Origin of the sequence: Glutamicibacter sp., from assembly GCF_032154645.1 — a bacterium.
GTDB lineage: Bacteria > Actinomycetota > Actinomycetes > Actinomycetales > Micrococcaceae > Glutamicibacter.
Genome location: NZ_JALDXV010000021.1, coordinates 32,735 through 59,124, shown reverse-complemented (window position 1 = coordinate 59,124; position 26,390 = coordinate 32,735). Strand labels below are relative to the sequence as shown.

Sequence of the window (26,390 nt, the reverse complement as noted above, 5' to 3'; positions counted from 1 at the left end):
GTGGGCAAAATTGTTCTTTTCGGTCACGAAAGATCCAATCACTTCAGTCGTAGTCATTGCGCCTATGCAAACACCTCTATTCTACCGTGTTTGGTATTCCCAAGGTATTGCGTGTCGCCGCAGCTTCTCATACAAGTCGACGTGGGCTTGGGCACTGAAGTTCGAATTACACAGGAATTTCGGGGAGAATAAGTGATGTGCAGCCCGAGAATACAGAGAACTCCATGCCCGACGCCCTCGACAACGAGAGCCCTTCGGGCAAGGTGGAAACGCAGCGTCGAAGCATCGATGATCCCAACGCAACCTTCGAGGACCTCCCCCACAAGCCGCAGTTGACGGAGAAGCAGGCCAAGCGCGCCAACCAGACGCTCAAGGGCATGCTACTGTCGATCGGATTCTGCATCGCGGTGTTTATTCCGCTGTACTTGCTCAACCCGCAGCCCAGCGACAAGGCCTTCGACTCCAAGGTCGACCTCGCTGCTACCGCGCAGCAGGCATCCGAAGCGGTGGGCTACGAGCTTTTTGCCCCGCAGCTGGAACAGGGCGAATATGCGAACTTCGCGCGTTGGCAGACCAACTCGACCCAGGATGTTCCCTACTGGGAGTTCGGCGTCGTCTCCGACGACAAGAACTTCGTCTGGGTCCGCCAGGCCAAGGACGCCAACCCTACCTGGGTCGCGCTGATCACCGACGCGGCGGTGCCGGCCGGCACCGTTGATGTTGACGGCGTGCAGTGGGAAAAGCGCACCAAGGACAAAACCACCTATCTGATCTCCAAGCAGGGTGATTCAACGGTCATTCTTTCCACCGACACCGGTGAGGAAGAACTGGTTGATATGGCCAAGCGCGTCGACGCAGAGCTGAAGTAAATTTACTTAATGTTTCATGGGCGCAAGGGTAATCATTCGATAATCGAACATTGCACACCGTAGAATTCAAACCATGCCTCATGAAACCGTAGAGCAGTCAATGACTCCCAACGAAGCCTGGGCCCGTCTTCGCGACGGCAACCTCCGCTTCGTCAACGAAGAAACCGAGCACCCCAACCAGGACAGCGCCCGCCGCCGCTCCCTAGTGGACAGCCAGGAACCCTTCGCGGTAATTTTCGGCTGCTCGGATTCCCGACTCGCTGCAGAGATCATCTTCGACGTCGGACTCGGTGACATGTTTGTGGTGCGCACCGCCGGCCACGTCATCGACCTGGCGAGCCTGGGTTCGCTGGAGTTTGCCGTCGACCTGCTCAACGTACCGTTGATCGTGATCCTTGGGCACAACTCCTGTGGAGCCGTCACCGGCGCTATCGATGCGAAGAACGACGGCGAGATGCCCAAGGGTTTTGTCCGCGACCTCATCGAGCACATCGCCCCGTCAGTCCAGGCGGCGGAGCGTCAGGGCGTCACCGACGTCAACGGCACAGTCATCGAACACGTCAAACAGACCACCGAGCGCCTGGTGGAGCTCTCCACCGTCATTGCTACGGCCATCGACGAGGGGCGCACTGCGGTAGCCGGCGTTGCCTACGTCCTGGAAGATGGACAGGCCCAGCTGGTTTCCAGCCTTGGCTTGGATCTCGACTAAGCGGATTTATTCCGGTTTCGTCGAACGTCACTGTTGGTTGTGATATTTACGCCATAGGTCTGTTATTTATTTGCAGATCGGGCGTAACCTGACCCTATGACCAACAGTGACGAATTCCGCATTGAACATGACACCATGGGCGAGGTCCGAGTACCCGCCAAGGCCCTGTACCGGGCGCAGACCCAACGAGCCGTAGAGAACTTCCCGATCTCCGGCAAGGGTCTTGAATCAACTCATATCAAGGCACTGGCACAGGTCAAGAAGGCCGCTGCCCGCGCCAATCTGGTACTCAACGTCCTAGATGACGAACGCGCCCAGGCAATCATTGCCGCCGCAGACCAGGTGGCCACCGGCGCCTACGATGCCGATTTCCCTATCGACGTCTTTCAGACGGGTTCGGGAACCAGCTCGAACATGAACGCCAACGAGGTCATCGCCGAGCTGGCAACCCGAGCGCTGAAGGCCGCCGGCAGCAGCACCGAGGTGCACCCTAACGACCATGTGAATGCCTCGCAGTCATCCAACGATGTGTTCCCCACGTCGGTTCACGTTGCGGCTACGGATGCACTGATCAATAACCTGATTCCAGCGATGTCCACGCTGGTCGCCTCGCTGGAGGCTAAGTCGGCCGAGTTCAAGGACGTCGTCAAGTCCGGCCGTACCCACCTGATGGACGCCACCCCGGTAACCCTGGGTCAGGAGTTCGGCGGCTACGCGGCGCAGGTTCGCTATGGCATCGAACGCGTCGAGGCAGCCCTGCCGCGTGTGGCTGAAGTTCCCCTGGGCGGCACCGCCGTGGGCACCGGCATCAACACCCCGGACGGATTCCCGCAGCAGGTCATCAAGCTTCTGGGTGAAGACACAGGCCTGCCGATCACCGAGGCACGCAACCACTTTGAGGCTCAGGCAAACCGCGATGGGCTGGTGGAGGCTTCAGCGGCGCTGCGCACCATTGCCATCTCCCTGATGAAGATCGCCAACGACCTGCGCTGGATGGGCTCGGGCCCCAACACCGGACTTGGCGAGATCGCCATCCCCGACCTGCAGCCTGGCTCGTCGATCATGCCGGGCAAGGTGAACCCGGTGATTTCCGAGGCAACGATTCAGGTGGCAGCCCAGGTCATCGGCAACGACACCACCATCGCCTGGGCCGGAACCAACGGCGCGTTCGAACTGAACGTCGGCATCCCGGTCATGGCATCCAACCTGCTTGAGTCGATTCGCCTGCTCTCCAACGTCACCACGGTGATGGCTGAAAAGATGATCAACGGCATTTCTGCAAACGTCGAGCGCGCACGGTTCCTAGCCGAAGCATCACCGTCGATCGTGACCCCGTTGAACAAGCTCATCGGTTATGAGAACGCGGCGAAGATCGCGAAGAAAGCAGTGGCCGACGGTCTGACCGTCCACGAGGCAACCATTGCCTTGGGCTTCGTTGAACGCGGAGAAGTCACCGAGGAGCAGCTGGACAAGCTGCTGGATGTCTCCACCATGGTAGGCAAGCACTAAACCCCGAAAAACGGTCTTCGACACCATCACGAACGTCAGCAGCGGCACCAGCCGCTGCGGACGTTTCCGCATGGCCGCCACCATGCCGCCCGGACCATGTCTGCTTCCGATGCGGTCAGGTTGTCGTGGGCCGCAGCAAAAAAATTTCCGACCGAAGTTCCGTCAACACTGGCGCTGGGCTCTGCTAACCTCAGCTCATGAGCCGTGCCACATCCAGACGCACCCGAGGGATTTTTCTGGGCGTCGGAGCATTCCTCGCCCTGGCTTTGATTGCCTTCTTTGTTTTTGCACCGGGCATTGTCGAACGCAGTAGAAACGAGCTGGCCGACACCGAGCTGCCTCCCGTGGGAGATGATGCGCGGACGCTGCATGAGCAGCTGGCCATCGTCGACATGCACTCGGATACCCTGATGTGGGACCGTTCGCTGCTTAAGCGCGCGCAGCGTGGCCATGTAGATCTCCCCCGACTGCAGGAAGGCAATGTGGCGCTGCAGATTTTCTCCTCGGTCTCCAAATCGCCGGTAGGACAAAACTACGATTCAAACAGCGCCGACTCGGATAACATCACGCTGCTGAGCATCGCCCAGCTTCAGCCGCCGAAAACCTGGTTCTCACTGCTGGAGCGTTCGCGCTTCCATGCGCAGAAGCTCAAGGATGACGCGGAAAACTCGGAAGGCACGCTGCGGGTCATCACCACCAAGGGACAACTTGAACAGCTGCTCGCCGACCGGGCCGAGGGCGTCAATGTCACCGGAGCGGTCTTTTCCGTCGAGGGGCTGCAGAATCTGGAGGGCAATCTGACAAACCTTGACGTGCTGTATGCCGACGGCATGCGCATGGCAGGGTTGACCCACTTCTTTGACAACGAAGCGGCGGGCTCCATGCACGGCGAAGCCAAGGGCGGGTTGACCGACCTCGGCCGTGCCGCGGTCCAGCGCATGGAGCAGCTGGGCATCGTGGTGGATTTGGCGCATTCTAGTGAACAGACCATCGACGAGGTGCTCAGCATGGCCACCCGCCCGGTGGTCTTCAGCCATGGCGGAGTCCAAGCCACGTGCAAGGTCAATCGAAATCTCAACGATGACCAGATCCGTCGGATCGCCGCGACCGGAGGCGTCGTCGGCATCGGCTACTGGGACGCTGCCATCTGCACGCTGAGTGTTGACTCCGTGGTCGATGCCATCGAGCATGTCATCAAGGTCGGCGGAATTCAGAGCGTGGGACTTGGCAGCGACTTTGACGGCTCGACCGAGGTCGCTTGGGACACCAGCCAGCTTGCGCTGATCACCCAAGAGCTGAAGGACCGAGGCTATTCGGACAGCGAGAATGCTGCAATTATGGGTGGAAATACCCTTCGAGTGCTCAGCGAAGTACTTCCGGAATCCTAAACGCCGGGCTCATGCTCGATCCAATATCGGCGTACCGCGTCCTGCGCACCAAAGGTCTCTTCGATTTCGCTCTGGTCAATGACCTGTTCCAGGATGCCACCACCGGACTCAATAGTTTTGTAGGAAGCAATATTCGAATCGTTGCAGGTGATCAATACCTTGGACAGCCCCAGCCTCCGTGCCTCTTCCAAGACACCGGCGAGCGCAATCTTGGCCAACCCGCGGCCCCTCGCGCTGGGGCGGATGCCGTAGCCGATGTGCCCGCCGACGACCTTGAGATATTCATTGATCAGTTCGTGGCGCAGGCTGACGGCACCCAGATATTCATTTCCTCGACATACCCACAAGGTAGTTTGCGAGACGAAGCCTGCAGGAGGCTGGAACTGCGGGTTGGCTAAATCGTTCAGCAACTGCACCCACCGGCTGAAGTCCTCGGGCTGGCTCAGATCCCAGTCGAATTTCTCAGCGAAGAAGACCGAGGCTCCGTCCTGGTCGGCCGTACCCCATTCCTTCAAGTTTTCCAGCCATGAGGCATGCACGTCGGCGGTGGGTTTTCTAAGCTGAATTGGTTCCATTAACACAGCTTATTCAGCCTATTTATTCACTTCCAACTTCGCTACGCGTGGGACAGCCAGCGCATTGATATGGAGCTGGTCACATTAGTTGCACTCTGCAACGATTAGTGCAAAACTGCACTATATGGGAAATAGTGCAAAAGACTCTGGTGTGGGTACCGCTGCAAACGCAGGCCTGAGCAAAAGAATGCAGAAGACTCGCCTGTCCATTACACGCACCGCCCGATCCCTCACCGCCGAGCTTGGATACAACGGCTTCACCATTGAACAGTTGTGCGAAAAGGTCGGGATCTCGCGTCGGACGTTCTTCAACTATTTCCCCGGAAAACTCGACGCAATTTTTGGGCACAGCAGCGACGACATCCCGGAAGGTGCTATCGATAGGTTCATCGCGGCCCGGCCGGCAGGAATCACTGGCATCTCCCCCACCCTGCTGGCAGATACCGTCGCCCTTGTTCTTGAACAGCTGACCTTCGACGAGCAGGCGATTGTCAGCTCGCACGGGATCTTCTTGGTGGCCCATAAAGAACCCGAACTACTGCAGCGCATGATGCAGGTCGGTCCAAAGAAGGAAGCAGAGTTCTTGGACCTGTTGGCCGATCGAGAAGGCGTAGCGCCCGATCACCCACTGCTCGGCGTCCTCCTTCATGCCATGCGCTATTCAACGATGAAAGCAATTGACCGCTTCGTCGCCAACGCCGGAGCCCGCTCCCTGGCCGAAGAGTTCATGACCTCGCTAGAGGCGGCGCAGGAACTCTTCAGTCAACCACTACTTCACACTCAACCCTGAAACTTCAATTCCTACTCGCAAGGAAAGCCATGACAACAACAGCAGAACCCCGGAAAACACCGGGTACTGCGCCCCTGGTTCTCACCCAGCGGCGCATCTGGATCATCTTCTCCGCACTGATCGCAGGCATGCTCCTGTCATCCCTGGATCAGACCATCGTCTCCACCGCCATGCCGACAATTGTCGGCCAGCTCGGCGGCGTGGAGCACCAGGCGTGGATCACCACCGCATATCTTTTGGCCACCACCATCGTGATGCCGATCTACGGCAAATTCGGCGATGTTTTGGGGCGCCGCAACCTGTTCCTGATTGCTATCGCCCTGTTCACCCTAGCCTCGCTGGGAGCATCGTTCTCCACCGACTTCTGGGTCTTCGTGATCTTCCGCGCCATGCAGGGCCTTGGCGGCGGCGGCCTGATGATCCTTTCGCAGGCGATCATTGCCGATATAGTTCCGGCCTCGGAACGCGGCAAGTACATGGGCCCGCTGGGCGCCATCTTCGGTATTTCTGCAGTCGCTGGACCCCTGCTCGGCGGATTCTTCGTTGATCACATGACCTGGCAGTGGGCCTTCTACATCAACATCCCTGTGGGTGTTGCTGCCTTCCTGATTGCTTGGTTCGCGCTGACCATTCCGAATAAGAAGGCAGAGAAGAAGATCGACATCCTCGGTGTCCTCTTCCTCTCCATTGCCACCACCTGCCTGATCTTCTTCACCGATTTCGGCGGTTCGGCCGCCCACGGCTGGAGCGCTATGGAAACCTGGGCATGGGGCGCAGGACTGGTTATTGCGGCACTGGTGTTCGTGGCAGTTGAAGCACGGGCCGAGGACCCAATCATTCCGTTGAGCCTGTTCAAGAACAAGGTATTCATCAACGCCACGGCCATTGGCTTCACCCTGGGCATCGGCATGTTCTCCGCCATCGCCTTCGTCCCAACCTTCCTTCAGATGTCCTCGGGCACCTCAGCCGCCGTTTCGGGTTTGCTGATGCTCCCGATGATGGCTGGCATGATGGGCACCTCAATCTACTCCGGTATAGCCATCACGAAGTCCGGACACTACAAGGGCTACCCGATCGCCGGTACCATCATCACCCTTGCAGCGCTCCTCTGCTTCACCACGCTCAGCGCCGACACCGCCCTGTGGCTGATCTGCGTTTACCTGTTCATCCTTGGCGCAGGTATGGGCCTGATCATGCAGGTTGTGGTCTTGGTGGTGCAGAACGCTGTTGCCCCAGAGATGGTCGGCGTCGCTACCTCCACCAACAACTACTTCCGTGAGGTGGGCGCATCGCTGGGCGTTGCAATCTTCGGAGCAATGTTCACCAACCGGCTGTCCGAGAAGCTGATGGAAGTCTTCTCCGGAGCGGGCGCCAGCGCGTCCGACGCCGGTCAGGCCACGGCAACCCTGGATCCTGCCACCATGTCGCAACTGCCGCAGCAGCTGCAGGACGGCATCGTGAATGCTTATGCCGAATCGCTGGCGCCGGTGTTCTGGTACCTGGTTCCGTTCCTGCTGATCGCCTTCGTTCTGGCCCTGTTCCTCAAGCAGATTCCGCTTTCGGACAAGGCGGGCATGGTCGCCCGCGGCGAAGCCGTTGCCGGTGAAGAAGCTGAAGCAATTGAAGCGGCGGCACGCGCAGCCGCAGCGACGAAGAACAGCTCAGGCGGCACGATTGCCGAGCTGGAAGACACCGCTGATACCAAGTAACAGCGATATCAACGAGGGGCGTACCTTCCATTTCGGAAGTTACGCCCCTCGTTATTGATTACTAGTTGCCTCTCGGACGGCCCTTGCAAAAGACGAACCGCCGCACGGTCTAGGAGGCGAAGTATCCACCGGGTTTTGGATTCAACGCCCACTTGATGGCGCGCTCGTGCAGCGGTGGAAGCTCCGGCCTGTCGTCGAGGTCGAAATACTCAACCTCCAGGTTTTCATCATCGTGCACCCGAGCAACACCATCGATGTGCTTGGCCCTGAAAATAATGTCAAGGTACTGTGCGTGGTCTCCGTTGGGGTACACGGTGGGAGCCGTCACGCCGATGCCCACAAGGTCGGTCACCTCGCTGACCACTCCAGTTTCTTCGAACACCTCACGGTAGGCGGTATGCGAAGCTTCCTCCCCGGGTTCGATGATTCCCGCGGGCAGCGTCCATTTGCCATTATCGGACCGACGGACCAGCAGCACGCTGTTCTCCTTGAACACCACGATTTTCACCCCGGACAACCACAACATTTCGTGACCGATATGGGCTCTGAGCTTGGTGATGAACTCTGGTGTCGGCATAGGTCTATCGTGCCATAAGCAAAGCTGCCAGCGCCCCGATGACCATGAACGGCCCAAACGGAACCGCTGACTTCAAGGTCAGCTTCCGCAATAGGACCCCTCCCAATACAAAAAGGCTAGACAGCACGAAGCTGATCACGGTGGCGACAAACAGGAACGGCAGAGAAAAATATCCGAGATTCAACCCCAGCACCGCAGCGAGCTTTACATCCCCCATTCCCATGGCTCCCGCGGAAATCAAGGCGATCAATAGGTAGCCGCCACACAACAGGGCCATCCCCAGGACGGCTTGCAGCAACGGCCAAAAATCCATTCGGACAGCGCTGAGAACTGACAGCACGATCATCGATGCAAGTAGCCACCGGGCAACCAGTGAATTTGGAAGCCGATGGCTAGCAATGTCCTTGACCGACAGCAGCCAACCGAACCAAAGAAATACTGCCAGCAGCAAGGCGACGATCAGCGCCGAGACCCAAGATTCTTGGGCCACGGAGAATACCGATAACGCGTCGAACGCTGCCATGACAACAGCATAGACAGCACATGGAAAATTGAATCGCGTCAGCCGGGAAATGTGTATAACAGTGCCAACCGGGAGACGAACTCATAGACTGGAATCATGATTGAGCCATCAGCTCCTCCACTGTTCCCAGGGCACCCGGCTCCCGGGTCCGTTGAACGCCGCCGATTCCGCGCGCTGGCCCGTTCGGCCCCCTGGCTCACGAACTCCCTGAGACTGAAGTTCCACGTTCCAGAGCTTTTCGCGGCTCCGGACAGCGGGTTGATCGGCGAGTTGGATATGATCATTCGCCAGCGTGAAGCGATTGCGGTGCGCGATGAAACCGATCGGCTCGTGTATCAAAAAGAATTCTTCACCGCCGACCGTGGGCGGGACTATGTTGCCGCCAGCCTCTCCTCCTGGCAGCTGCCGGCATCCCTGACTTCACCGGTCTACACCGACGAACATCTGATCCTTCGTCGGCCCGAGATTGCGGGTTTTGGGGAGCTGCTGCCGTTGGACTTCCTGGCCACGATGCTCGACCCCTATGAGCTCGCAGGCACCGAACCGGCGTCTTTGGAGCTTGCCTTCGATCATCCAACCTTTATTCACGAACTGGTGGAAACCACGTTCAACGGCCGAAAGGTACTTGCCGCGGTGCTCACCCAGGGGTACAGCTACAAGGCCTTCAACCCGGAGTTCCAACTGGTCCCCCCGGGTTCTCATACGCTGATCATGCTTGATCGCGTCACCGGAGTCTGCGTTAAACGACAGGTGCTCACCAACGGCACCGCCGATGACGACCTTGAACTGCAGATCATCGCCCACAACGAGTACTACATTGATTCCCTGTTCACCTCGCCTGCCCCCACGCTGACCGATGTGCGTGCCCCGATCCCGTGGGAGCTGCGAAATGACTAATCCTGCCGCTAGTTCATAAACGGGGTATCCAACATTTCGGTGACCAGCGCCGCAATGGCCGAGCGCTCCGAACGCATCAGGGTAACATGCCCAAACAGGGAATGACCCTTGAGCTGCTCAACGACAGCTGCCACACCGTCATGACGTCCAACGTGCAGGTTGTCGCGCTGCGCGACATCGTGCGTGAGGACCACCTTGGAGTTTTGGCCGATGCGCGAAAGCACCGTCAGCAGCACATTGCGTTCCAGGGACTGCGCCTCATCGACAATCACGAAGGAATCGTGCAGCGAGCGGCCGCGGATATGGGTCAACGGCAGGACTTCGAGCATGCCCCGGTCGACCACCTCGTCGATGACGTTCTTTGACACGATCGACCCGAGGGTGTCGAAGACCGCCTGAGCCCAGGGACCCATCTTCTCCCCCTCAGAGCCCGGAAGGTAGCCAAGCTCCTGGCCGCCCACCGCATAGAGCGGACGGAACACGGTAATCTTGCGATGCTCCCGGCGCTCCAGCACCGCTTCCATGCCGGCGCACAGGGCCAACGCCGACTTACCCGTGCCTGCATTGCCGCCCAGGGAAACAATTCCCACGCTCGGGTCGGTCAACAGGTCGATCGCGATCCGCTGTTCGGCGCTGCGCCCGTGCAACCCGAAAACCTGTTGGTCACCGCGCACCAGCTTCAGCGTGGTGGCGTCGGTTTTGCGGGCCAGCGCGCTGCCGCGCGGCGAAGTGATCACGAAGCCGGTGTTCACCGGCGCCTCTGCCACGGCTTCGAGGTTGTTCAGGTGCTCACGCTCATACAGTGACGCCATCGTCTGTTCGTCGAGTTCCAGCTGCTGCACGCCGGTCCAACCGGTGGTGGGACTGAGCTCGTTGCGGTACACCTCCGCGAGGATCCCAATGGCCGACGCCTTGATGCGCATCGGAAGGTCCTTGGTCACCAGCGCCACGTCTTTTCCGTCGTCGAGCAGGCTCTTCGCGACGGCCAGGATGCGCGTGTCGTTATCCGAACCGCGCATGCCCACCGGCAGGACCTCGGAGGCAATATTGTTCAGTTCGATGCGCAGCGTTCCACCGGCCTCGGTCACCGGCACTGCCTTAGCCAGTCCACCATGGCTGGCGATCAGATCGTCGAGCAGCCGCAGGGCCTGGCGGGCAAAATATCCCAGTTCCGGGTCGTGGCGCTTGTGCTCCAACTCGGTGATAACAGTCAACGGGATCACCACGTCATGTTCCTCAAAGTGGAACATCGCCTTCGGGTCAGAGAGCAGAACCGAGGTGTCGATGACGTACGTCCGGTTACCTTCAACTGCGTTTCGGGTCATGGCAGCGCACCTATTCTCATATCCGGCGTGGGGTGCTCCCCCACGCAAATGTGGGGAATCCCGACACCGGATGACGCATGGCGAATCCGGTACTGACACCGGTGAACGCTGCTCTGGTCATCTAGTGAGAAACCCTTCGCTCAGCAGCGGCTGGATGCCGTTGCCTTACTGCTCACGATAGACCGGATCACTTAACGAATACATGGGTTGAGGGTAAATAAACGTTTGCTATCAGGAGAACGCTTGCCCAGTGCGGAGGTTTCTAGGTGCCGAAGCGGCGCTGGCGGTCGGCGAAGTCTCGCAGGGCGCGCAGGAAATCCACGCGTCGGAAGTCTGGCCACAGCGCCTCGCAGAAGTAGAACTCGGAGTAGGCGCTCTGCCAGGTTAAAAAGCCGCTCAAGCGCTGCTCGCCGCTGGTGCGGATCACCAGGTCTGGATCGGGTTGTCCCTTGGTGTAGAGGTATGACTCGATGTCGTCGGTGCTCAGATTTTCGGTGACCTGCTCCAGGGTGCGGCCGTCCTTGGCGGCGTCCTTGAGCAGGGAGCGGATGGCGTCAAGGATTTCGCGACGTCCCCCGTAGCCGATGGCGACGTTCACATGGACGCCCGTGCGGTTCGCGGTAGCCGATTCAAGTGCCGTCAGCTTCTGCGCCAGTTCTTCTGGGAGCAAATCCCTAGCCCCTACCTGCTGGACCTTAACACGGTTGGTTTCGCCCAGGCGGTCAAGGGTCGAACCGATGACTTCCAGAAGATCGCGCAGTTCGGCAGGGTCCCTGTTGAGGTTGTCGGTTGAGAGCATGTACAGCGTGACGAGTTTGATATCCAGTTCTTCGCACCAGTCGAGGAACTCCAGGATCTTGTCTGCACCTGCCTGGTGGCCCGCCACCGTAGGGGTGCCTGCAAGCTTGGCCCAACGGCGGTTGCCGTCGACCATGACGCCAATGTGATGCGGCAGCTTGTCGGCAGGAAGAGACTTCGCCAGGCGCCGTTCATAGTAACGGTACACAAGGTTGGGAAGCCGCACCTGGCCCTGCCTTTCATTGAATGCCAAAAACTGTCGAACTTAAATCTACCGCGTTTGACCCTCGGTTCGATTCACCTGCCCCTTCTGGCGAGGTGCTTTATGCGGTGCGCAGCGACTCTAGGAATGCAGGCATGGTGGAGACAGGAATCCTGCACAGTTCTTTCCTGCACGGTTGAATCTGCAGGCCACCGTCCGGTGCGGTCAGGGTTTCATCGCCGCGATATCCCAAGCCGAGCGCGAGGCTGATACGGCGTACTTCGCGGGCCTGCACGAGGTCTGGATGGCTGACCGAAACATAGTGCACGGGCCCGGAAATCACCGACTGCACTTCGAGCGCCGTCGCCACCTGGGTGGGTGCTTGCTCCGATAGCGCCAGGGCATGGGCCGAAAGCTGCCGCGCCAATTCCAGGTTGTCCGCATCCATCTCGGTGTAGGTTCCCGCCGCCATGGCTGCAATGGCCTGCTGGGCCAGGGCCTTGGCGTACAGTGCGCCGGCTGCTGGCACCGCGTCGTCCAGGACGCTGGCGGCAATGGTTGATTTGCGCTGTGAATCAAGCCTCGCATCCGCTTGGATTGAGTCCCGGGGAATTCCTGTGGCCGGGTCGACGAACTGCGCCGCGCGGTGCAGCAGCTGCTGTGCGCGCTCGGCCCAACTGGCACCTTCGTTTGTGGCGCGGCCACGCGCAGATGCCAGGGCAAGACACCCAAGGGTCAGCGCTGCATAGTCCTGCAGGGTCGCCTCGTTCCCGGTGGCCGCCGTGCCGTCAAAACTTACGCGCGCCAACCGCCGTGTCTGCTCATCGAAATGAACAGCCCACAGCGTGTCGGCCACCTGTTCTGCCAGATCGACCAGCTGCGGAGCCTCCAATAAGAGCCCCGCCTCGCACAGTGCTTCAATGGCCAGACCGTTCCACCCCGCAATGATCTTTTCATCGCGTCCCGGCAGTGCCCGCCCTGCGCGCAGCGCCCGAAGCTGCGTGGTGAATTCCTCCCACAGCGCCGCTTCATCCTGCTGCGGCGAACGGTTCAGCGAGAGCTGGAAATGTCCTGGGTCGTCAGCCACCTCGGCCAGGCGAACAAGGTTTGCCGGCAATGCATCAAGCCCGCCAAGCACCTGATTCACCTCTTCTTTGGTGAAGGTATAGTAGGCGCCCTCAACGCTGTGCCCATCGCGCACCGAATCTGCGTCAAGCGAACTGGCGAAGGCGCGATGGCGGTCGTTCTTGGTGCCGGTGAGCAGTTGGGATTCAAGAAATATCGCGGTGTTGTGCGCCGCCCGGCGGGCACTCGAGGCAATGCTGAGGGCGCGCCGGCGCTTCTCTCCATGCGCCGTGGCAGCATAGCTCTGGGCAAAGACGACGGTTCGTGCGCACAGGCTCAGCAGCCCCGCGTTATCGTAGAGCATCTTTTCAAAGTGCGGCACGGACCAGTGCTCATCCACGCAGTAGCGGGCGAATCCACCACCCACATGATCCTGCAGCCCACCGCGCAAGATGGCTTCCAGGTTGGTGGCGGCGGCTTCAAATGCCTCGTCGCTGCGCTGCGGGTCGAGGATCACCGAGCGCCACAGGGTCTTCAGCGCCCACGTGGCTGGGAACTTGGGTGCGGGGGTCAGTCCGCCTTCTGGTTTGGTTTCGGCGATCCATCGATCGCTGGCCGCCGCCAAGGCTTCGTGGGAAGGCTGCGTCGAGGGCAGGTTGAGCAAGGCGTTCTGCCGGTTGCCGAGTTCTGCCAAGTGCTCGGCCAGCATCTCAGCCTGTTGTTCCAGCGCGTCGCGCCGGTTCTCCCAGGCATCGCCAACTGCCTCCAAGACCTGGGTGAATGACGGTGTGCGACCGCGGGGAACTGCCGGATAGTAGGTTCCCGCATGGAAGGCCCGTCCGTCGGGCATTGCGAAGATGGTCATCGGCCACCCGCCGGCACCGGTGAGCGCCTGCGTGGCCATCATGTAGGTGTCATCCACCAGCGGATGCTCTTCGCGGTCGACCTTGATCGCTATGAAGTTCTCGTTGAGACGCTGCGCAATGGCGGGATCGTCGAAAGACTCATGGCTCATTACATGGCACCAATGGCAGGCCGAATACCCTATGGAGAGCATGACCGGCACATCACGCAACCGCGCCTGTTCAAAGGCCTGATCACCGTAGGGATACCAGTCGACCTGCTGGTGCGCATGCTGTCGCAGGTACGCACTGGATGAGCTTGAGAGTCGTTGTGCCACGACTCCAAGCTAACACTTGCTACTTGTCTTCGCTGGTCTTCGGGTCGATCGGACCTTCGGGCTCCTGCAGCTTGCGGTTCTCGCCTTCGTTGACCATCTTTTCCTGGCGGGCTTCAGCCTCCGACTGGTAGCGGACGCGGCGAACACGCTTGGACATGTCGCGAATCAGGAAAATTGCCGCGACGACAAGAACGGCGGTGAAAACAAAGCCTAGGAATCCCGGACCGTAGTCGCTAGCCTTCTCAGTGCCGAAGCTGTTCTGGTTCGATGCCAAGATCGCTGAGGCATAGATCGCATTCACGGTGTAAAGACAACTCTTTTCTAAGCTAGAAGACTCTAGTCACTATCTTAGTCCGGCGAACAAGTCGGACTCTGGCAGTTCCGTCGGAACCTTGGAAGAAATCAACGTGTAGTCCTCCCACGGCCAGCTTTCAGCATAAACGTGTTCCGGAACAGCGAAGAAGAAACCTTCTGGGTCGATCTGGGTGCGGTGCGCCAACAGTGCCTGATCACGCTGTGAGAAGTGGTCAGCGCAGTAAATCTGCGTAGTGGTGGTGTGTGGCGAAACCCACTTGAACATCTGGTTTTCTTCGTCGGCTTCCCACTGGGCCACCCGTTCGGTGTAGGGCGATTCGTAGCCGGCCTCAAGCATTGCGTAGTGCAAGGTGCGGAAGCGCTCGGGAGAGAAAGCCCGGTCGTAGTACAGCTTGCCAACAGACCATGGTGCGCCCAGTTCCGGGAACATCTCTGGATTACCTGCATGCTCGAAGGCGAAGGTTGATACCTTGTGCGCGTGGATGTGGTCCGGGTGCGGGTAGCCGCCGTTCTCGTCATAGGTCACAATGACGTGCGGGCGGAATTCGCGGATCAGCTTGATGACGCCCGCCGCGGCGATCTCCACCGGCTGCAGGGCGAAAGCGCCAAAGGGAAGATCCGGCAGCGGATCACCCTCCGGCAGGCCCGAATCAACGTAGCCGAGCCAACGGTGCTTGATGCCAAGCACCGCGGCGGCTTCAGCCATTTCGGTGCGGCGCACCCCAGCAAGATCGCGGTGGGCGTGGGCTAGTTCTCCGGCGGCGGCGTTGAGGATATCTCCGCGCTCACCACCGGTGCAGCTGACAACCATGACTTCTGCCCCGGCGTCCACATAGGCGGCCATGGTTGCCGCACCCTTGGAGGACTCGTCGTCCGGATGCGCATGAATAGCCATGAGGCGTAGCCCCTCGGAGGGACCGATCTTCTTAATCTCGCGGTTCACCACTGCTTTTCTTCCTCTTACACCGGCACAGGCAGGCGGGATTCGAAAACCCTACCCTTTCTAACAACCACGGTCCGACCACTCATTATTCCCTTGGGCTTCGGGACGCTAAACTTAATCCCTAGGACCCAAAAAACGGCTGGCCCCCAACATGGCATGGGCCGCCGCAAAGGCAAGAGAGTGGTGCAAGGCACGCAATGTCTGATCCAAGCTTAACGGCTCGCTACAACAACCCCAAGAAACGTCACCTTTCAAGGAAAAATCGCAACATCCTCATCGGTGCTGCGCTGGTTGTCGGCGTTGGCGCTGCCGCGTATGTCGGCTTCTCGAATTATCAGGCGGTCGCATCCCAAGACGTCAGGTTCTCCATCACCTCGCCGACCGAGGCTCAAGCGGTGGTTTCGGTTGAATACAACACCAAAGACCGAGTGCAGTGCGATGTAAGGGCCCTGAACGAATCCAAGGCAGTGGTCGGCTACAAGACCATATTGATGGATCCGGGAGAACGCACCGGCGTCGTGCAGCAGACGCTGACCGTCAATCTGCACACGGACAACAAGGCGGTCACCGCCGGCATCGAGTCCTGTTATGTCGTGCCGCAAAACTACGCAGGTTAATATTTCCCGCTGATTCCTCACCTATTAGCTGAAACTATTGGGTTTATTGAGCAATGGCGACTACTATCGATGAAAAGATACGTTTCGCCCCGCTATCGCGTATGACCCGGAAACTACCACCCCGGGACATCAAGCAGGCGGGGTCTTTGCTTGCATCATCAGATTTCTTGCAATCACCTAACGTACCGAATCCGACTTCGTCGATGCCACCGTTGAGGTGGCTTTCCACTTTCCAGATCGGGAAGTCGACGGAGTCCTGACTGACCAAAGGAAGTACCACCGTGAGCACCAACAGCAACGAACCTGTCGTATGGCTGACTCAGGAAGCCTACGACCGGCTGAATGACGAGCTGACTTTCCTCTCCGGCCCCGGCCGCGCAGAGATCGTCGCACGTATTGAGCAGGCACGTTCCGAGGGTGACCTGAAGGAGAACGGCGGATACCATGCTGCTCGCGAAGAGCAGGGCAAGGCCGAGGCACGCATCCTCTACCTGAAGGATCTGCTGCGCCGTGCCCATGTGGGCGAGGCACCTGCCGATGATGGAATCGTCGAACCAGGCATGCTGGTTGTCGCCAACATTGCCGGCGATGAGACCACCTTCCTGTTCGGTTCACGCGAGGTCGCCGGCGACACCGATCTCGAGGTCTACTCCGAGCAGTCCCCTATCGGCGTTGCTGTGCACGGCGCGAAGGTTGGCGACAAGCTTTCCTACGCAGCGCCCAACGGCCGCGACATCAAGGTGGAGATCCTCTCCGCCAAGCCATACTCCGCCTAAATTCCGGGCAACGCGCAAGGCGCCGGCTTCCACGATGACTCGTGGAAGCCGGCGCCTTCGCCGTTGCTGGACCTGCCTAGGCGACCGAGCCGCCTGCGGTATTGGTGATGTGCGGGTCGAAGCCTTCGGCGCGCAGGTTACCGAGCACCTGCTTTGAATGCTCGTGGCCCTTGGTTTCCAGGTCGATGGTGATGGCCACATCGCCCATGGACAGCGAACCGCCGATGCGGGTGTGGTCCAGGCGGGTGACATTGGCATCGGATTCGGCGATGATCCGGGAGATCTGCGCCAGGGCGCCCGGGCGGTCCGGGAGCATCATGCGGATGGTCAGGAAGCGGCCGGCCGCCGACAGGCCGCGCTGGATCACCTTGAGCATCAGCAGCGGATCGATGTTGCCGCCGGATAGGATCACCGCAGTGGTGGCGGGATTGATCCCATGCTCTTCCAAACGGTTCTCCAACAGCGCTGCAACGCCCACGGCTCCGGCCGGCTCCACCACCAGTTTGTTGCGCTCCAACAGCACCACCAGTGCGCGGGCCAGGGCGTCCTCGGAGACCGTGACCACGTCGTCAACCAGTTCCTTGATGATGGTGAAGGGCAGCTGGCCCGGCTTGCCCACGGCGATGCCGTCAGCAATGGTGTGGACCGTGTCCAGCGGAACCAAGGCATCGGCCGCCAGTGACGGCGGGTAGGCCGCGGCGTTCTCCGCCTGCACACCGACGACGCGGATGGTACGCCCCAGCTCGCGGGCGCGTTCCTTCAAGGCGATGGCCACGCCTGCCAGCAGGCCTCCGCCGCCCACGCCCATCAGCACGGTGTCGACGTCGGGAAGCTGTTCAAGCAGTTCCAGGCCAATGGTTCCCTGGCCTGCGATGATGTCCGGGTGGTCGAAGGGGTGGACAAAGACGGCGCCGCTTTCATTGGCGTAGCGCTGCGCCTCGGCCAGCGCTTCATCCACGTTGTTGCCGAAGAGCACCACCTCTGCACCGTGGTCGCGGGTGGCTGTCAGCTTGGGCAGGGCCACGCCCAACGGCATGTAGATGCGGGCCTTGATTCCCAGTTGGCTGGCTGCCTGCGCCACACCCTGGGCGTGGTTGCCTGCCGATGCGGCGACAACGCCGCGGGCCTTGTCTTCGTCGCTGAGCTTGGCCATGCGCACATACGCACCGCGCACCTTGAAGGACCCCGCGCGCTGCATATTTTCGCACTTGAGGTAGACCTCGCTGCCTACGTGCTGCGACAGGACCCTGGAGTGCTCCACCGGGGTAAGGTCAATGACTGGTTTGAGCACCTTCGCTGCGGCTTCGATATCAGCCAGGGTGACAGGCAGGGTGGTCTGAGTGCTCATTGTTTATTCCTCGTTTACCGATTTTTCTGGTTGCCGGGCTTCCGGCTGGGGTGAAGTTTTTACTGCTGGTGGCGAAGACTTATCGGCGTCGGAACTATCTCTTGGCGGGACTGCTGCGGCAAGTTCCGCACCATAAATTTGGGCCACATAGGGGTCGTTGTCCCAGGCTCGCCCGGCAATGTATTTGACCACGGTGTTCACCACCGCAAGCACGGGCACCGCGAACAGCGCACCCGGGATGCCGGCGATCATGGTGCCGCCGGTCACCGCAAGCACCACGGCGAGCGGATGCAGGCTCACCGCCTTGCCCATGATCAGGGGCTGCAGAATATGCGACTCCGCCTGTTGCACCGCCAGCACGATGGCCAGCATGATCAGCGCGTTGAGCCATCCGTTAGCCACCAGAGCCAACAGAACCGCCAGGGCACCGGTCAGCAGCGCGCCGACGACCGGGATAAACGAACCCAGGAACACCAGCACGCCCAATGGCATAGCCAGCGGGACGCCCAGGAAATAGGCTCCCAATCCAATGCCTACGGCATCGATCAACGCCACGAGCATTTGGACCCGAACGTAGCGCACCAACGAGGTCCAGCCTCTAGTCAGCGCACCGTCCATCGCCGGTCGTGCACGGCGCGGCAACAGGTTAATCAGGAACAGTCCGATCCTGCGCCCATCGAGCAGCAGGAAAATCAGGGTGAAGAATGTCAACAAGACACCGGTAATGATCTGTCCCACGACAGATCCCCAACTGATGGCCTCACTCAAGATTTTCGTGGCATTGCCGCGTAATTCGGTCAGCGTGTCATCCAGAACCTTCTGAACGTCGTCACTGGTGAGCTGCAATGGGCCGTTAAACAGCCAGTCTTGGACCTGTTGGATGCCGATCAGGGCTTGATTCCACAGGTCCGCGAAGCCAGCGCCAAGCCGCTGACCTGCTAGCGACAATCCCGCACTCACAAGTGCAAGGAAAGCGATAACGGTGATCCCTACGGCCAATCCCTTGGGAACTGCAAATTTGTTGTTCAGCACTTTCACTACTGGTGAGAGCAAGCTTGCGAGCAGCGTTGCAACCAACACGGAGATCACCAGCAGGGATACCTTTGAAATCATCCAGAAGATGACCCAAAGAGCTGCGACGATAATAAGGAATCGCCAGGCCCAGCTTGCCGCGAGACGTACCGGATAAGGCAGATCTTCAGCGGTTCGCAAGTTGAGGTCCTCGACCGCTGACGTGGAGGTGGCGTCGCGGCGGGGGCTCGGAAGCGTGTTGCGCAGCCTGCGCAGACGCTCCAGCCGATTTGTCTTCATGTTCCTACGCTACCCCGTCGTCTAGATTGACCTTGAGTCCATGCTCAATTGTGACAAAAACAAAGGACCAGTGCCCAATTTGGGCACTGGTCCTAAAAATTCTTTCCGATATGAACGTTAGTTCTCTCGAAGAATAGACAGAATGCGCAGAATCTCGGTGTAGAGCCAGATCAGGGTCATGGTCAGGCCGAAAGCGCCTCGCCATGCCATAACGGCAGGGGCACCCTGACGGGACAGTTCCTCGATCATGGTGAAGTCGGAAACCAGTGCGTAGGTGGCAAGCAGAACCGCAAGCACACCGATTATAAGACCCAGCGCGCCGCCACCCGCGCTACGCAGACCGAACATGCCATCAATTGCACCGGTGAGCATGAGCACCATATTCAGCAGCGAGAAGACGATCATGCCGATCATCGCTACGAAGAACATCTTGTTCAGCTTCGGGGTCATGCGATACTTACCCGAGCGGTACAGCGCCAAGGTCACACCGGCAACACAGAAAGTTGCCAACACAGCTTGAACCGCCACCCCTTCATACAGGGAATTCAGGTACATCGACAAGCCGCCGAGGAATAGACCTTCAGCAGCCGCGTACAGCAGGATGAGCGGCGGCGATGGCACCTTCTTAAAGGCGTTAACCAGGCCCAGAACGAATCCGACCAACGCACCCGGCAGCATCAGAACCGGCATAACCCAACCCAAAGCTGCGCCGATGATCACCAGGGCAAGACAGAAGATCGTCTTATTGATGGTGTCGCCGATGGTCATTCGACCCATCTCGACACCCGTGGCAGCCGGCTGCTGATACATGGAGTTCAGCTGATCAGCGCTCAGGTTTTCAGAGTCACGGAATCCAACCGGAGCACCGGGCTTGGTACCCCAGGTTTCAGACTGGCTCTTCGAACCAAAAATTGGGTTGCCGCTCAAAGTTATTCCCCCGTAGGTAGTGTGGTCGGCTCGCACGGTTGTGCAGTTTTCCTGTAATTAACAGTAGTAAAAATTGCTGTGAATCGACTCAGTCAAAGGGATGATTTCGGGACCGATATCCCCGTCATCTTTCTTGATCTAAATGCGAATTCGGACCAGCATTCGGCAGTTTATATTCAGCATCAATAAATCAAAATGTAGTCGGAAATTTTTCGTTCCAGCCTCGGGCCCGAAAGTCACTGGGCCCGACCTAGACAGGAACGTAAACGAAAACAGCCACGCTCCTTCGAAAATGTTGGGATCCCCTTCAGCTCGAACATGTCCATGCGTGCGTATTTAAGTTCCACGCATTTGGCGTCGACCGCTACCATGATCGGTTCGCAGTCCAATCCGTGACAGGGCACACATCATTCACTCAGTTGCTCGTCGAAGTTTCGCTCCTTGGCCACGACGCTGACAATGCATCCGGCAACAGCTACCAGCCCTACGGCCACAGTGCCGTCAGTCTCCATGAAGGAGCAGCATTGCTTTTCTGATCATATCGTCCAACCCTTTGCAACCCGACTACGAATTCGACTGCTGGTCGAATATCACCTCCGTGGCCTGGCGCTACAGATCAGCCTACTGAAATGATGAGTTCTTCGAACCTCAGATCATCGCTGGTTCCGGGGTTTCCCGCGGCAGGGACTCCCGCGGGAGCAACTCGGAAGAATTGATAATAGTTGTGCACCCTGGTCTCCGTAGCGCAGAACCGGAAGCTAAATGAGGTCCTAACTCCGTTCGCTGGGTCAGTACCTACGTTGACCTGCGTCGCCCCGGGCCAGTCCGAGAAAGTCACCCCACGCGTTGCGACGTTGAATCGCGTCTCGTTCTCGAAAAAAATCAGACCGGAAACACCGCTGGACGCTGCCGAGTAAGGTGCCGCCGCACTCGCATAGGACGCGCTGGTAAACGTATAGCAGCATCCTGCCGTCAACGACAACGGGATCGTACGCACATACTGCAAATTATTGCCCGATCCACGCGCGGCACGGTTGTCGGCATAGACCTGGGTGATTGTCGCGGTCGCGGAGTTCGAAGACTCTGAAAACGGCACGCCACTAGTCGCGGGGTTTCGTACAAGCGGGGCAGTCCCGTAGCTTCCACTCACCGGCGCGCACACCTGTGACGCCGCAAACGCCGGCACCGCCCCAGCCACCGCAACCACGGGGAGCGACCACGCCGCCCCCTTCACAATCGTACGACGGCCGACCCGCCCCTTCTCGGAATCAATCAATTTTAGGTCCGCCCTTCCAGACTGGCCATTTTTAACATCAACACGTACGTCCATATGAGAGCTCAAACTGAGCCTAAAACACAGACCTAAGTATTGCAAAAGAGCAACAACTAATCGCCTAAAATGCACGTCTAAAGATCCGCTCATGGATAGCCGCCGCTGCCAGTCTCGCAAAGAGATAGCAAGGTGGAAATCGCACACAGAGATCGACCACTATTTAAGCTCGCGGTGTTCCTGATTCTCAGACGACGGTTGATTCATCCGAAGCAGTTGCAACTCCGAGCCGAACACGTTGGCGGCACCATCAAGCGGTGCACTCGGCAGCGGAAATATGTATAGCTTAGGACCGTCAAACCCTGAATAACGCATATACCCGGTATGCAACTTTCCCGTTCGGAATCCTCCTGATGCGCGGTGTGGCCAAGGCATTGGCCATTCAGGATTTCTTCGCTTGTCCAGGACGCGCCTGAGTCCTAAGAGGGCAGTTTCTCGACGGCCAGCGGCGCTGAATCTGCGATCAGGAAACAGACGGCGATCAAGATGGCGAGGTTCATGCGGAATGTTCCCGAAACAACTAGTTGTCGCTGAGTCGCCAGAACTCGTCGTTGACTTCTGTGGTGTTTTCCGCGGCGTCAAGGTGGGAGGAGGCGATTCACTCTTCTTGTTGCCACACCCATCAGGCTGGCGAGTGCCAGCACATCCCATTACATATCGTGGACGCTGCAATTATGCCCGCATGTTCTGTCACCAGTAACGGAGTTTCCGAATGCTGACCTCTGATTCTATTGGTACTGATGCTCGCGCAAAGCCTTACCGATCTGGGCGCGGAGGTCTTCAACAAAGAGCGCTCGATACCCTGGCAGATCTCTTCGACTACCCAACCGCGCTCGCACTGCTGAACGATGAACTCGGCGGTTCGTAGCGGCAAGCGTCACACTCGCCTGGCTAGGGAAAATTGCTGACAACCTCAAGGGGCCATTGATTTCAACTATGTCACTGGCCTTGGTTTTAGGGGCTCAGAACTCTGCGAAGTCGTCGCTGAAGGGTCCGGGTCGGTTGCCGATGCGGCTTGAGCATCGGCTCGGAGGAGCCGATGCCGCAGCGTCTTGGAGCCGAGCTTCGACTAGGCAGCAAGGCCTTGTCAGCCAGCGAATATGGCATCATACCAGTCTAAACGACCCTCGACATAGGCATCCGCCCGTGCTTTGACTTCAGATTTGTAGTGGTTGGGAAGGCCACCCATCCTCTCGATTGAAGGCGGCATCTAGAACCGATACGCTTCGAATCTCCGTTCACGCATAATCAATGGCACGGCCCAGCAGGTTGCCACTACAGCGACGTCATGTCCCAACCACACCCTTCTTGACGCAGTGATTATGCCTAGTGTGCTCACAACAAGGAAAAACGGCCTGCCGTAGTCTCCTGAGAAACTAAGGCAGGCCGAAAATCACCGGAGTTCCGGCAACGGTGCCCCCAGTGGGACTCGAACCCACAATCCTTGCGGAAGCTGATTTTAAGTCAGCCGTGTATGCCAATTCCACCATAGGGGCAGGACTCTCAAATCCTACGCGATCGATTCGGTAAAAATGAAATTACCCGGCACACGGGCAACGGGGACACTCTTCGCAGAGGTCCCCGTTGCTCGAATCGATCATCGGTCGCTAAGCGTTACTTCCTTGGCTTAGCGGTTTCTTCGAAGGCGGCGCGAGGTGCTTCGAGGTTGTTCAGCTGCAGCGCATCGCGGGTGAAGAAGAAGGCAACCATCCAGTCACCGAGCACACGGAACTTGCGCTCGAAGGTCGGCATGGCCATGCCGTGGTAGCCACGGTGGGCCATCCATGCTGGCCAACCCTTGAGCTTGATGCCAACAACCTTGGCAACGCCCTTGTTGCGGCCGAAGCCGGCAACTGCGCCCAGGTTCTTGTGCTTGTATTCCTTCACGCTGCCCACGCCGTAGCGCACTGCGTAGAGGTTCTTTGCCAGCAGCTTTGCCTGGCGTACCGCGTGCTGTGCGTTGGGCACGCAGGTGCCGTCAGGCAGACCGCCAGTGACGTCCTTGACTGCGGAGATATCGCCGGCAGCCCAAGCGCCGTCCAGCGCATCGCCCTTCTCATCCTTGATGCGCAGGTCGGTGCGGGTCTCGATGCGGCCGCGCTGCTCGATTGGGAAGTCGGTGGAACGGACCATCGGGTTGGCCATAACGCCTGCACACCAGATCAAGGTGTCTGCACCGAACTGGTCTGCCGGGGACTTGTCAGCCATGTTGATCAGCTGCATGTAACCGTCGGTGGCGTCGGCCAGCGAGGTGTTCAGCAGGACCTGGATGCCGCGGCTGCGCAGGTGCTCGACAACCCACTCGGCCTGCTCTGCGGTCACTTCTGGCATGATGCGGCCCATGGCCTCAACCAGAACGAAGCGCAGTTCGCTCAGCTCAACGCGGTCGTTGAGGTTGACCAGGTGGCGAGCCATGTCTTCAAGCTCGGCAATGGTTTCAATACCGGCAAAGCCGCCGCCGACGACGACGAAGGTCAGCGCACGCTTGCGTGCCTCCGGATCGGTCATGTTCGACGCCGACTCGATGCGCTCGGCCACCTTGTTGCGCAGGGCGACAGCTTCTTCGATGGTCTTCAGACCAATGCCGGTCTCGGCCAGGCCGGTGATGGGGAAGGTGCGGGTGACGGCGCCTGCCGACATCACGATGTCGGTGTATTCCAGCTCAAACTCATCGCCGCTTACCGGGGCGATGACAGCCTTCTTGCTGGCGTGATCGATGCTCAGCACGCTGCCGTTGACCAGCTCTGCATGCTTCAGGTGCTGGCGGTGGGAGACCACTACGTGGCGTGGTTCAATCTGGCCACCTGCAACTTCTGGCAGGAACGGCTGGTAAGTCATGTATGGGTTCGGGTCAACGACGGTGACGATGCCGCCGTGGCTCTTGACCTTCTTCTGCAGTTTCATCGCGACGTACAGGCCAACATAGCCACCGCCGACGACGAGAATGCGCGGACGCTTTTGGGAGGTTTCGATGATCGACATACTCTTGATTCTACGCGGATTTTCGGAGTTAGTGAAAACATTCACTAATGAATACAGTGCCTTTGAACACCTAAAAAGCGCGAGATCTCGACGTTCCCCACATTAAGTGTTGTAAGACACACGACCAATCGAGCTTAAAGCGAAGCGGCGGGAATCAATTCTCTGATTGATTCCCGCCGCGCAGCCGAAATGATTATTTGTCGTCCTCAGGAATATCGTCGAAAATATCCCTGTCCCGCTTGGAGCCTCCGACCTTGAGGTCACTGATCTTCGCCGAGGCTGCACTGGCTGAAAGCTTCTGGCGTCGCGCCGTCCTGCCGATCTGTATACCGCCGATGACCAGCACCAGCAGCAGCAGCACCGCCCCGCCGATGACAATCACCGGCTGCGTAGCGGGTATCGATGTGTCGGGGGCAATAGGCTCCGGGGCAGCCACCTGCTTCAGATCCGACTTTTCCATCGAGACGCCTGGATCGGTGGATTCTGTGCTCGAGTCTGCATTGCGGCGATGGACATGAATCCATTCTGCGATGGTTCCCAGCGGGTTTTCGTCGACCTCTGGAACCGGCGCATTGACCGCCGCGTTGGCGTCGATGATGCCGTATCCGTAGAGATTGTCCGCCCCCGGCGCACCGGTGTCCTTGGCCGTCTTCAGGATGCGGTTGATGACCTGGTTGGCTGACATGTCAGGGTATTTGGAGCGGATCAGCGCTGCGACACCTGCCACCAACGGTGCGGCGCCCGAGGTGCCTGACCAGCGGGCATAGCCGTTGCCAGGCAGGCCGCCAACCAGCTTTTCTGCTGGGGCGGCCACGCCAATGGAGATGCCTTCGGTGGACGAATCTTGTGAGGCCTTGCCGTTTTCATCCACGCCGGCCACCGTCAGCACACCTGGAATGGTCGCCGGCGCGCCAACCTGGCTCATGCCGCCGGAGCGGTTGCCCGCCGCAGCCACGATGACCACGTCATGGTCTTCGGCGTATTTGAAGGCCTCGTCCCAGCTTTCAGGCCAGGCAGGGCTGGTAGAGCCCAGGGACATGTTGATGACCTTGGCACCGGAGTCAACCGCCCATTTCACGGCGCGGGGAATCTGTTGTTCAACGGAGATTCCGGAAGGGTTCCCCTCCCCCATCCAGAGCGACACCGAGAGCAGGTCTGCCTTGGGGGCAACGCCCAGCACACCGTCCTTACCCTTGCCTAGCTTGGGAACATCCTGGTAGGTAGGTTCTTCGGGAACCTCTTTCTTGTCCTTCTCGTCCTCTACGTCCTTGTTGGCTTCCTCAACGGTCTTTTTCTCCTGCTCCCAGGCAGACTTCAACCGCTGATTCTCGGACTTGATCCGGTCGATTTCCTGCTGATTGTTCCCTCGTCCGCCAAGCAGCGTGGCCACCAACGTGCCGTGTTCGCTCATCACGCCGATGGGCCGATCGCCCTTGGCCCCGCCGGAGCCTGACATGTCGGCCCCGCCGACCACTGCGCCCTTCAGGTCGCGGTGGCCGGTATCGATGCCGGTGTCGATAATCGCCACCTTCACGCCCTCGCCTTTGGTCTCCTTTTGAGCCTCGAAGATGCCCAACGACTTCAGCCAATACTCGGCGTCGCGCATATCATCGGCGCGGGCGGCGGTGCTTGGCAGCAGAAAGACAAATGCCAGCAAAGTGACGAGCACAAACGACACCGCTGCGCGCATCATGGAAAATCCAGTCCGTACTGGTGGGTTCAAGT

The 26,390-nt window shown here is 59.1% G+C and carries 22 protein-coding genes and 1 tRNA gene; 9 read left to right on the top strand and 14 right to left on the bottom strand.

What is annotated here, in order from left to right; all coding sequences use genetic code 11:
• The first annotated feature begins 197 nt into the window (after positions 1-197).
• From RUH64_RS14615 to RUH64_RS14600, 4 genes are all read left to right on the top strand, one after another.
• Complete coding sequence (locus tag RUH64_RS14615) at positions 198-869, top strand: DUF4245 domain-containing protein (protein WP_313814356.1); 672 nt, start codon at positions 198-200, stop codon at positions 867-869.
• Positions 870-942: 73 nt separating this feature from the next.
• Positions 943-1,578, top strand: a complete 636-nt coding sequence (locus RUH64_RS14610; protein WP_313814354.1) for a carbonic anhydrase — start codon at positions 943-945, stop codon at positions 1,576-1,578.
• 96 nt (positions 1,579-1,674) lie between these two features.
• On the top strand, positions 1,675-3,087 hold the full coding sequence (locus RUH64_RS14605; RefSeq protein ID WP_313814352.1) for a class II fumarate hydratase: 1,413 nt from the start codon (positions 1,675-1,677) through the stop codon (positions 3,085-3,087).
• Positions 3,088-3,284: 197 nt separating this feature from the next.
• On the top strand, positions 3,285-4,475 hold the full coding sequence (locus RUH64_RS14600; RefSeq protein WP_313814351.1) for a dipeptidase: 1,191 nt from the start codon (positions 3,285-3,287) through the stop codon (positions 4,473-4,475).
• On the opposite strand, the gene RUH64_RS14595 is transcribed toward RUH64_RS14600, so the two are convergent.
• The gene (locus RUH64_RS14595) at positions 4,472-5,050 is read right to left on the bottom strand and encodes a GNAT family N-acetyltransferase (RefSeq protein WP_313814350.1); all 579 of its coding nucleotides are present in this window, start codon (positions 5,048-5,050) and stop codon (positions 4,472-4,474) included. The genes RUH64_RS14600 and RUH64_RS14595 overlap by 4 nt on opposite strands.
• Positions 5,051-5,201: 151 nt before the next feature.
• Between RUH64_RS14595 and RUH64_RS14590 the strand changes: the two genes are divergently transcribed.
• Entirely contained in the window at positions 5,202-5,840 is a 639-nt protein-coding gene (locus tag RUH64_RS14590) for a TetR/AcrR family transcriptional regulator (RefSeq protein WP_313814349.1), read from the top strand.
• A 29-nt stretch (positions 5,841-5,869) separates the two neighbouring features.
• Entirely contained in the window at positions 5,870-7,549 is a 1,680-nt protein-coding gene (locus RUH64_RS14585; protein WP_313814347.1) for an MDR family MFS transporter, read from the top strand.
• A 109-nt stretch (positions 7,550-7,658) separates the two neighbouring features.
• On the opposite strand, the gene RUH64_RS14580 is transcribed toward RUH64_RS14585, so the two are convergent.
• Together RUH64_RS14580 and RUH64_RS14575 are read right to left on the bottom strand one after the other, a co-directional pair.
• Positions 7,659-8,126, bottom strand: coding sequence for an NUDIX domain-containing protein (locus tag RUH64_RS14580; RefSeq protein ID WP_313814345.1), 468 nt, complete (start codon positions 8,124-8,126; stop codon positions 7,659-7,661).
• Between the two features lie 4 nt (positions 8,127-8,130).
• Complete coding sequence (locus tag RUH64_RS14575; protein WP_313814343.1) at positions 8,131-8,649, bottom strand: A24 family peptidase; 519 nt, start codon at positions 8,647-8,649, stop codon at positions 8,131-8,133.
• Positions 8,650-8,745: 96 nt separating this feature from the next.
• Between RUH64_RS14575 and RUH64_RS14570 the strand changes: the two genes are divergently transcribed.
• On the top strand, positions 8,746-9,546 hold the full coding sequence (locus RUH64_RS14570) for a hypothetical protein (protein WP_313814342.1): 801 nt from the start codon (positions 8,746-8,748) through the stop codon (positions 9,544-9,546).
• Between the two features lie 8 nt (positions 9,547-9,554).
• Here RUH64_RS14570 and RUH64_RS14565 read toward each other — a convergent pair whose 3' ends face one another.
• From RUH64_RS14565 to mca, 5 genes are all read right to left on the bottom strand, one after another.
• On the bottom strand, positions 9,555-10,871 hold the full coding sequence (locus tag RUH64_RS14565; RefSeq protein WP_313814341.1) for a PhoH family protein: 1,317 nt from the start codon (positions 10,869-10,871) through the stop codon (positions 9,555-9,557).
• A gap of 262 nt (positions 10,872-11,133) precedes the next feature.
• On the bottom strand, positions 11,134-11,895 hold the full coding sequence (locus RUH64_RS14560; protein WP_313814340.1) for an isoprenyl transferase: 762 nt from the start codon (positions 11,893-11,895) through the stop codon (positions 11,134-11,136).
• 97 nt (positions 11,896-11,992) lie between these two features.
• Positions 11,993-14,116, bottom strand: a complete 2,124-nt coding sequence (locus RUH64_RS14555) for a DUF255 domain-containing protein (RefSeq protein ID WP_313814338.1) — start codon at positions 14,114-14,116, stop codon at positions 11,993-11,995.
• 19 nt (positions 14,117-14,135) lie between these two features.
• Positions 14,136-14,417 carry a hypothetical protein gene (locus tag RUH64_RS14550; RefSeq protein WP_313814337.1) on the bottom strand — a complete coding sequence of 94 codons (282 nt, stop codon included), beginning with the start codon at positions 14,415-14,417 and terminating at the stop codon, positions 14,136-14,138.
• Positions 14,418-14,459: 42 nt separating this feature from the next.
• Positions 14,460-15,326 (bottom strand): mycothiol conjugate amidase Mca, encoded by an 867-nt coding sequence (gene mca / locus RUH64_RS14545; protein ID WP_313814363.1) that lies wholly within the window; start codon positions 15,324-15,326, stop codon positions 14,460-14,462.
• Between the two features lie 245 nt (positions 15,327-15,571).
• Here mca and RUH64_RS14540 point away from each other — a divergent pair, with 245 nt between their 5' ends.
• On the top strand, positions 15,572-15,991 hold the full coding sequence (locus tag RUH64_RS14540) for a DUF4307 domain-containing protein (RefSeq protein ID WP_313814336.1): 420 nt from the start codon (positions 15,572-15,574) through the stop codon (positions 15,989-15,991).
• Positions 15,992-16,272: 281 nt separating this feature from the next.
• Positions 16,273-16,767, top strand: a complete 495-nt coding sequence (gene greA / locus RUH64_RS14535; RefSeq protein WP_313814334.1) for a transcription elongation factor GreA — start codon at positions 16,273-16,275, stop codon at positions 16,765-16,767.
• Between the two features lie 76 nt (positions 16,768-16,843).
• Here greA and ilvA read toward each other — a convergent pair whose 3' ends face one another.
• The 6 genes from ilvA to RUH64_RS14505 form a co-directional block, all read right to left on the bottom strand.
• Positions 16,844-18,115 carry a threonine ammonia-lyase gene (ilvA, locus tag RUH64_RS14530; protein ID WP_313814332.1) on the bottom strand — a complete coding sequence of 424 codons (1,272 nt, stop codon included), beginning with the start codon at positions 18,113-18,115 and terminating at the stop codon, positions 16,844-16,846.
• Positions 18,116-18,118: 3 nt separating this feature from the next.
• On the bottom strand, positions 18,119-19,426 hold the full coding sequence (locus RUH64_RS14525) for an AI-2E family transporter (RefSeq protein WP_313814327.1): 1,308 nt from the start codon (positions 19,424-19,426) through the stop codon (positions 18,119-18,121).
• 117 nt (positions 19,427-19,543) lie between these two features.
• A complete protein-coding gene (locus tag RUH64_RS14520; RefSeq protein WP_313814325.1) occupies positions 19,544-20,353 on the bottom strand; it encodes a Bax inhibitor-1/YccA family protein in 810 nt (269 codons plus the stop codon).
• A 2,744-nt stretch (positions 20,354-23,097) separates the two neighbouring features.
• Positions 23,098-23,179 (bottom strand) — tRNA-Leu (locus tag RUH64_RS14515).
• A gap of 118 nt (positions 23,180-23,297) precedes the next feature.
• Positions 23,298-24,665 carry an FAD-dependent oxidoreductase gene (locus tag RUH64_RS14510; RefSeq protein ID WP_313814324.1) on the bottom strand — a complete coding sequence of 456 codons (1,368 nt, stop codon included), beginning with the start codon at positions 24,663-24,665 and terminating at the stop codon, positions 23,298-23,300.
• Positions 24,666-24,858: 193 nt separating this feature from the next.
• The gene (locus RUH64_RS14505) at positions 24,859-26,358 is read right to left on the bottom strand and encodes a S8 family serine peptidase (protein ID WP_313814362.1); all 1,500 of its coding nucleotides are present in this window, start codon (positions 26,356-26,358) and stop codon (positions 24,859-24,861) included.
• Between the last annotated feature and the right edge of the window lie 32 nt (positions 26,359-26,390).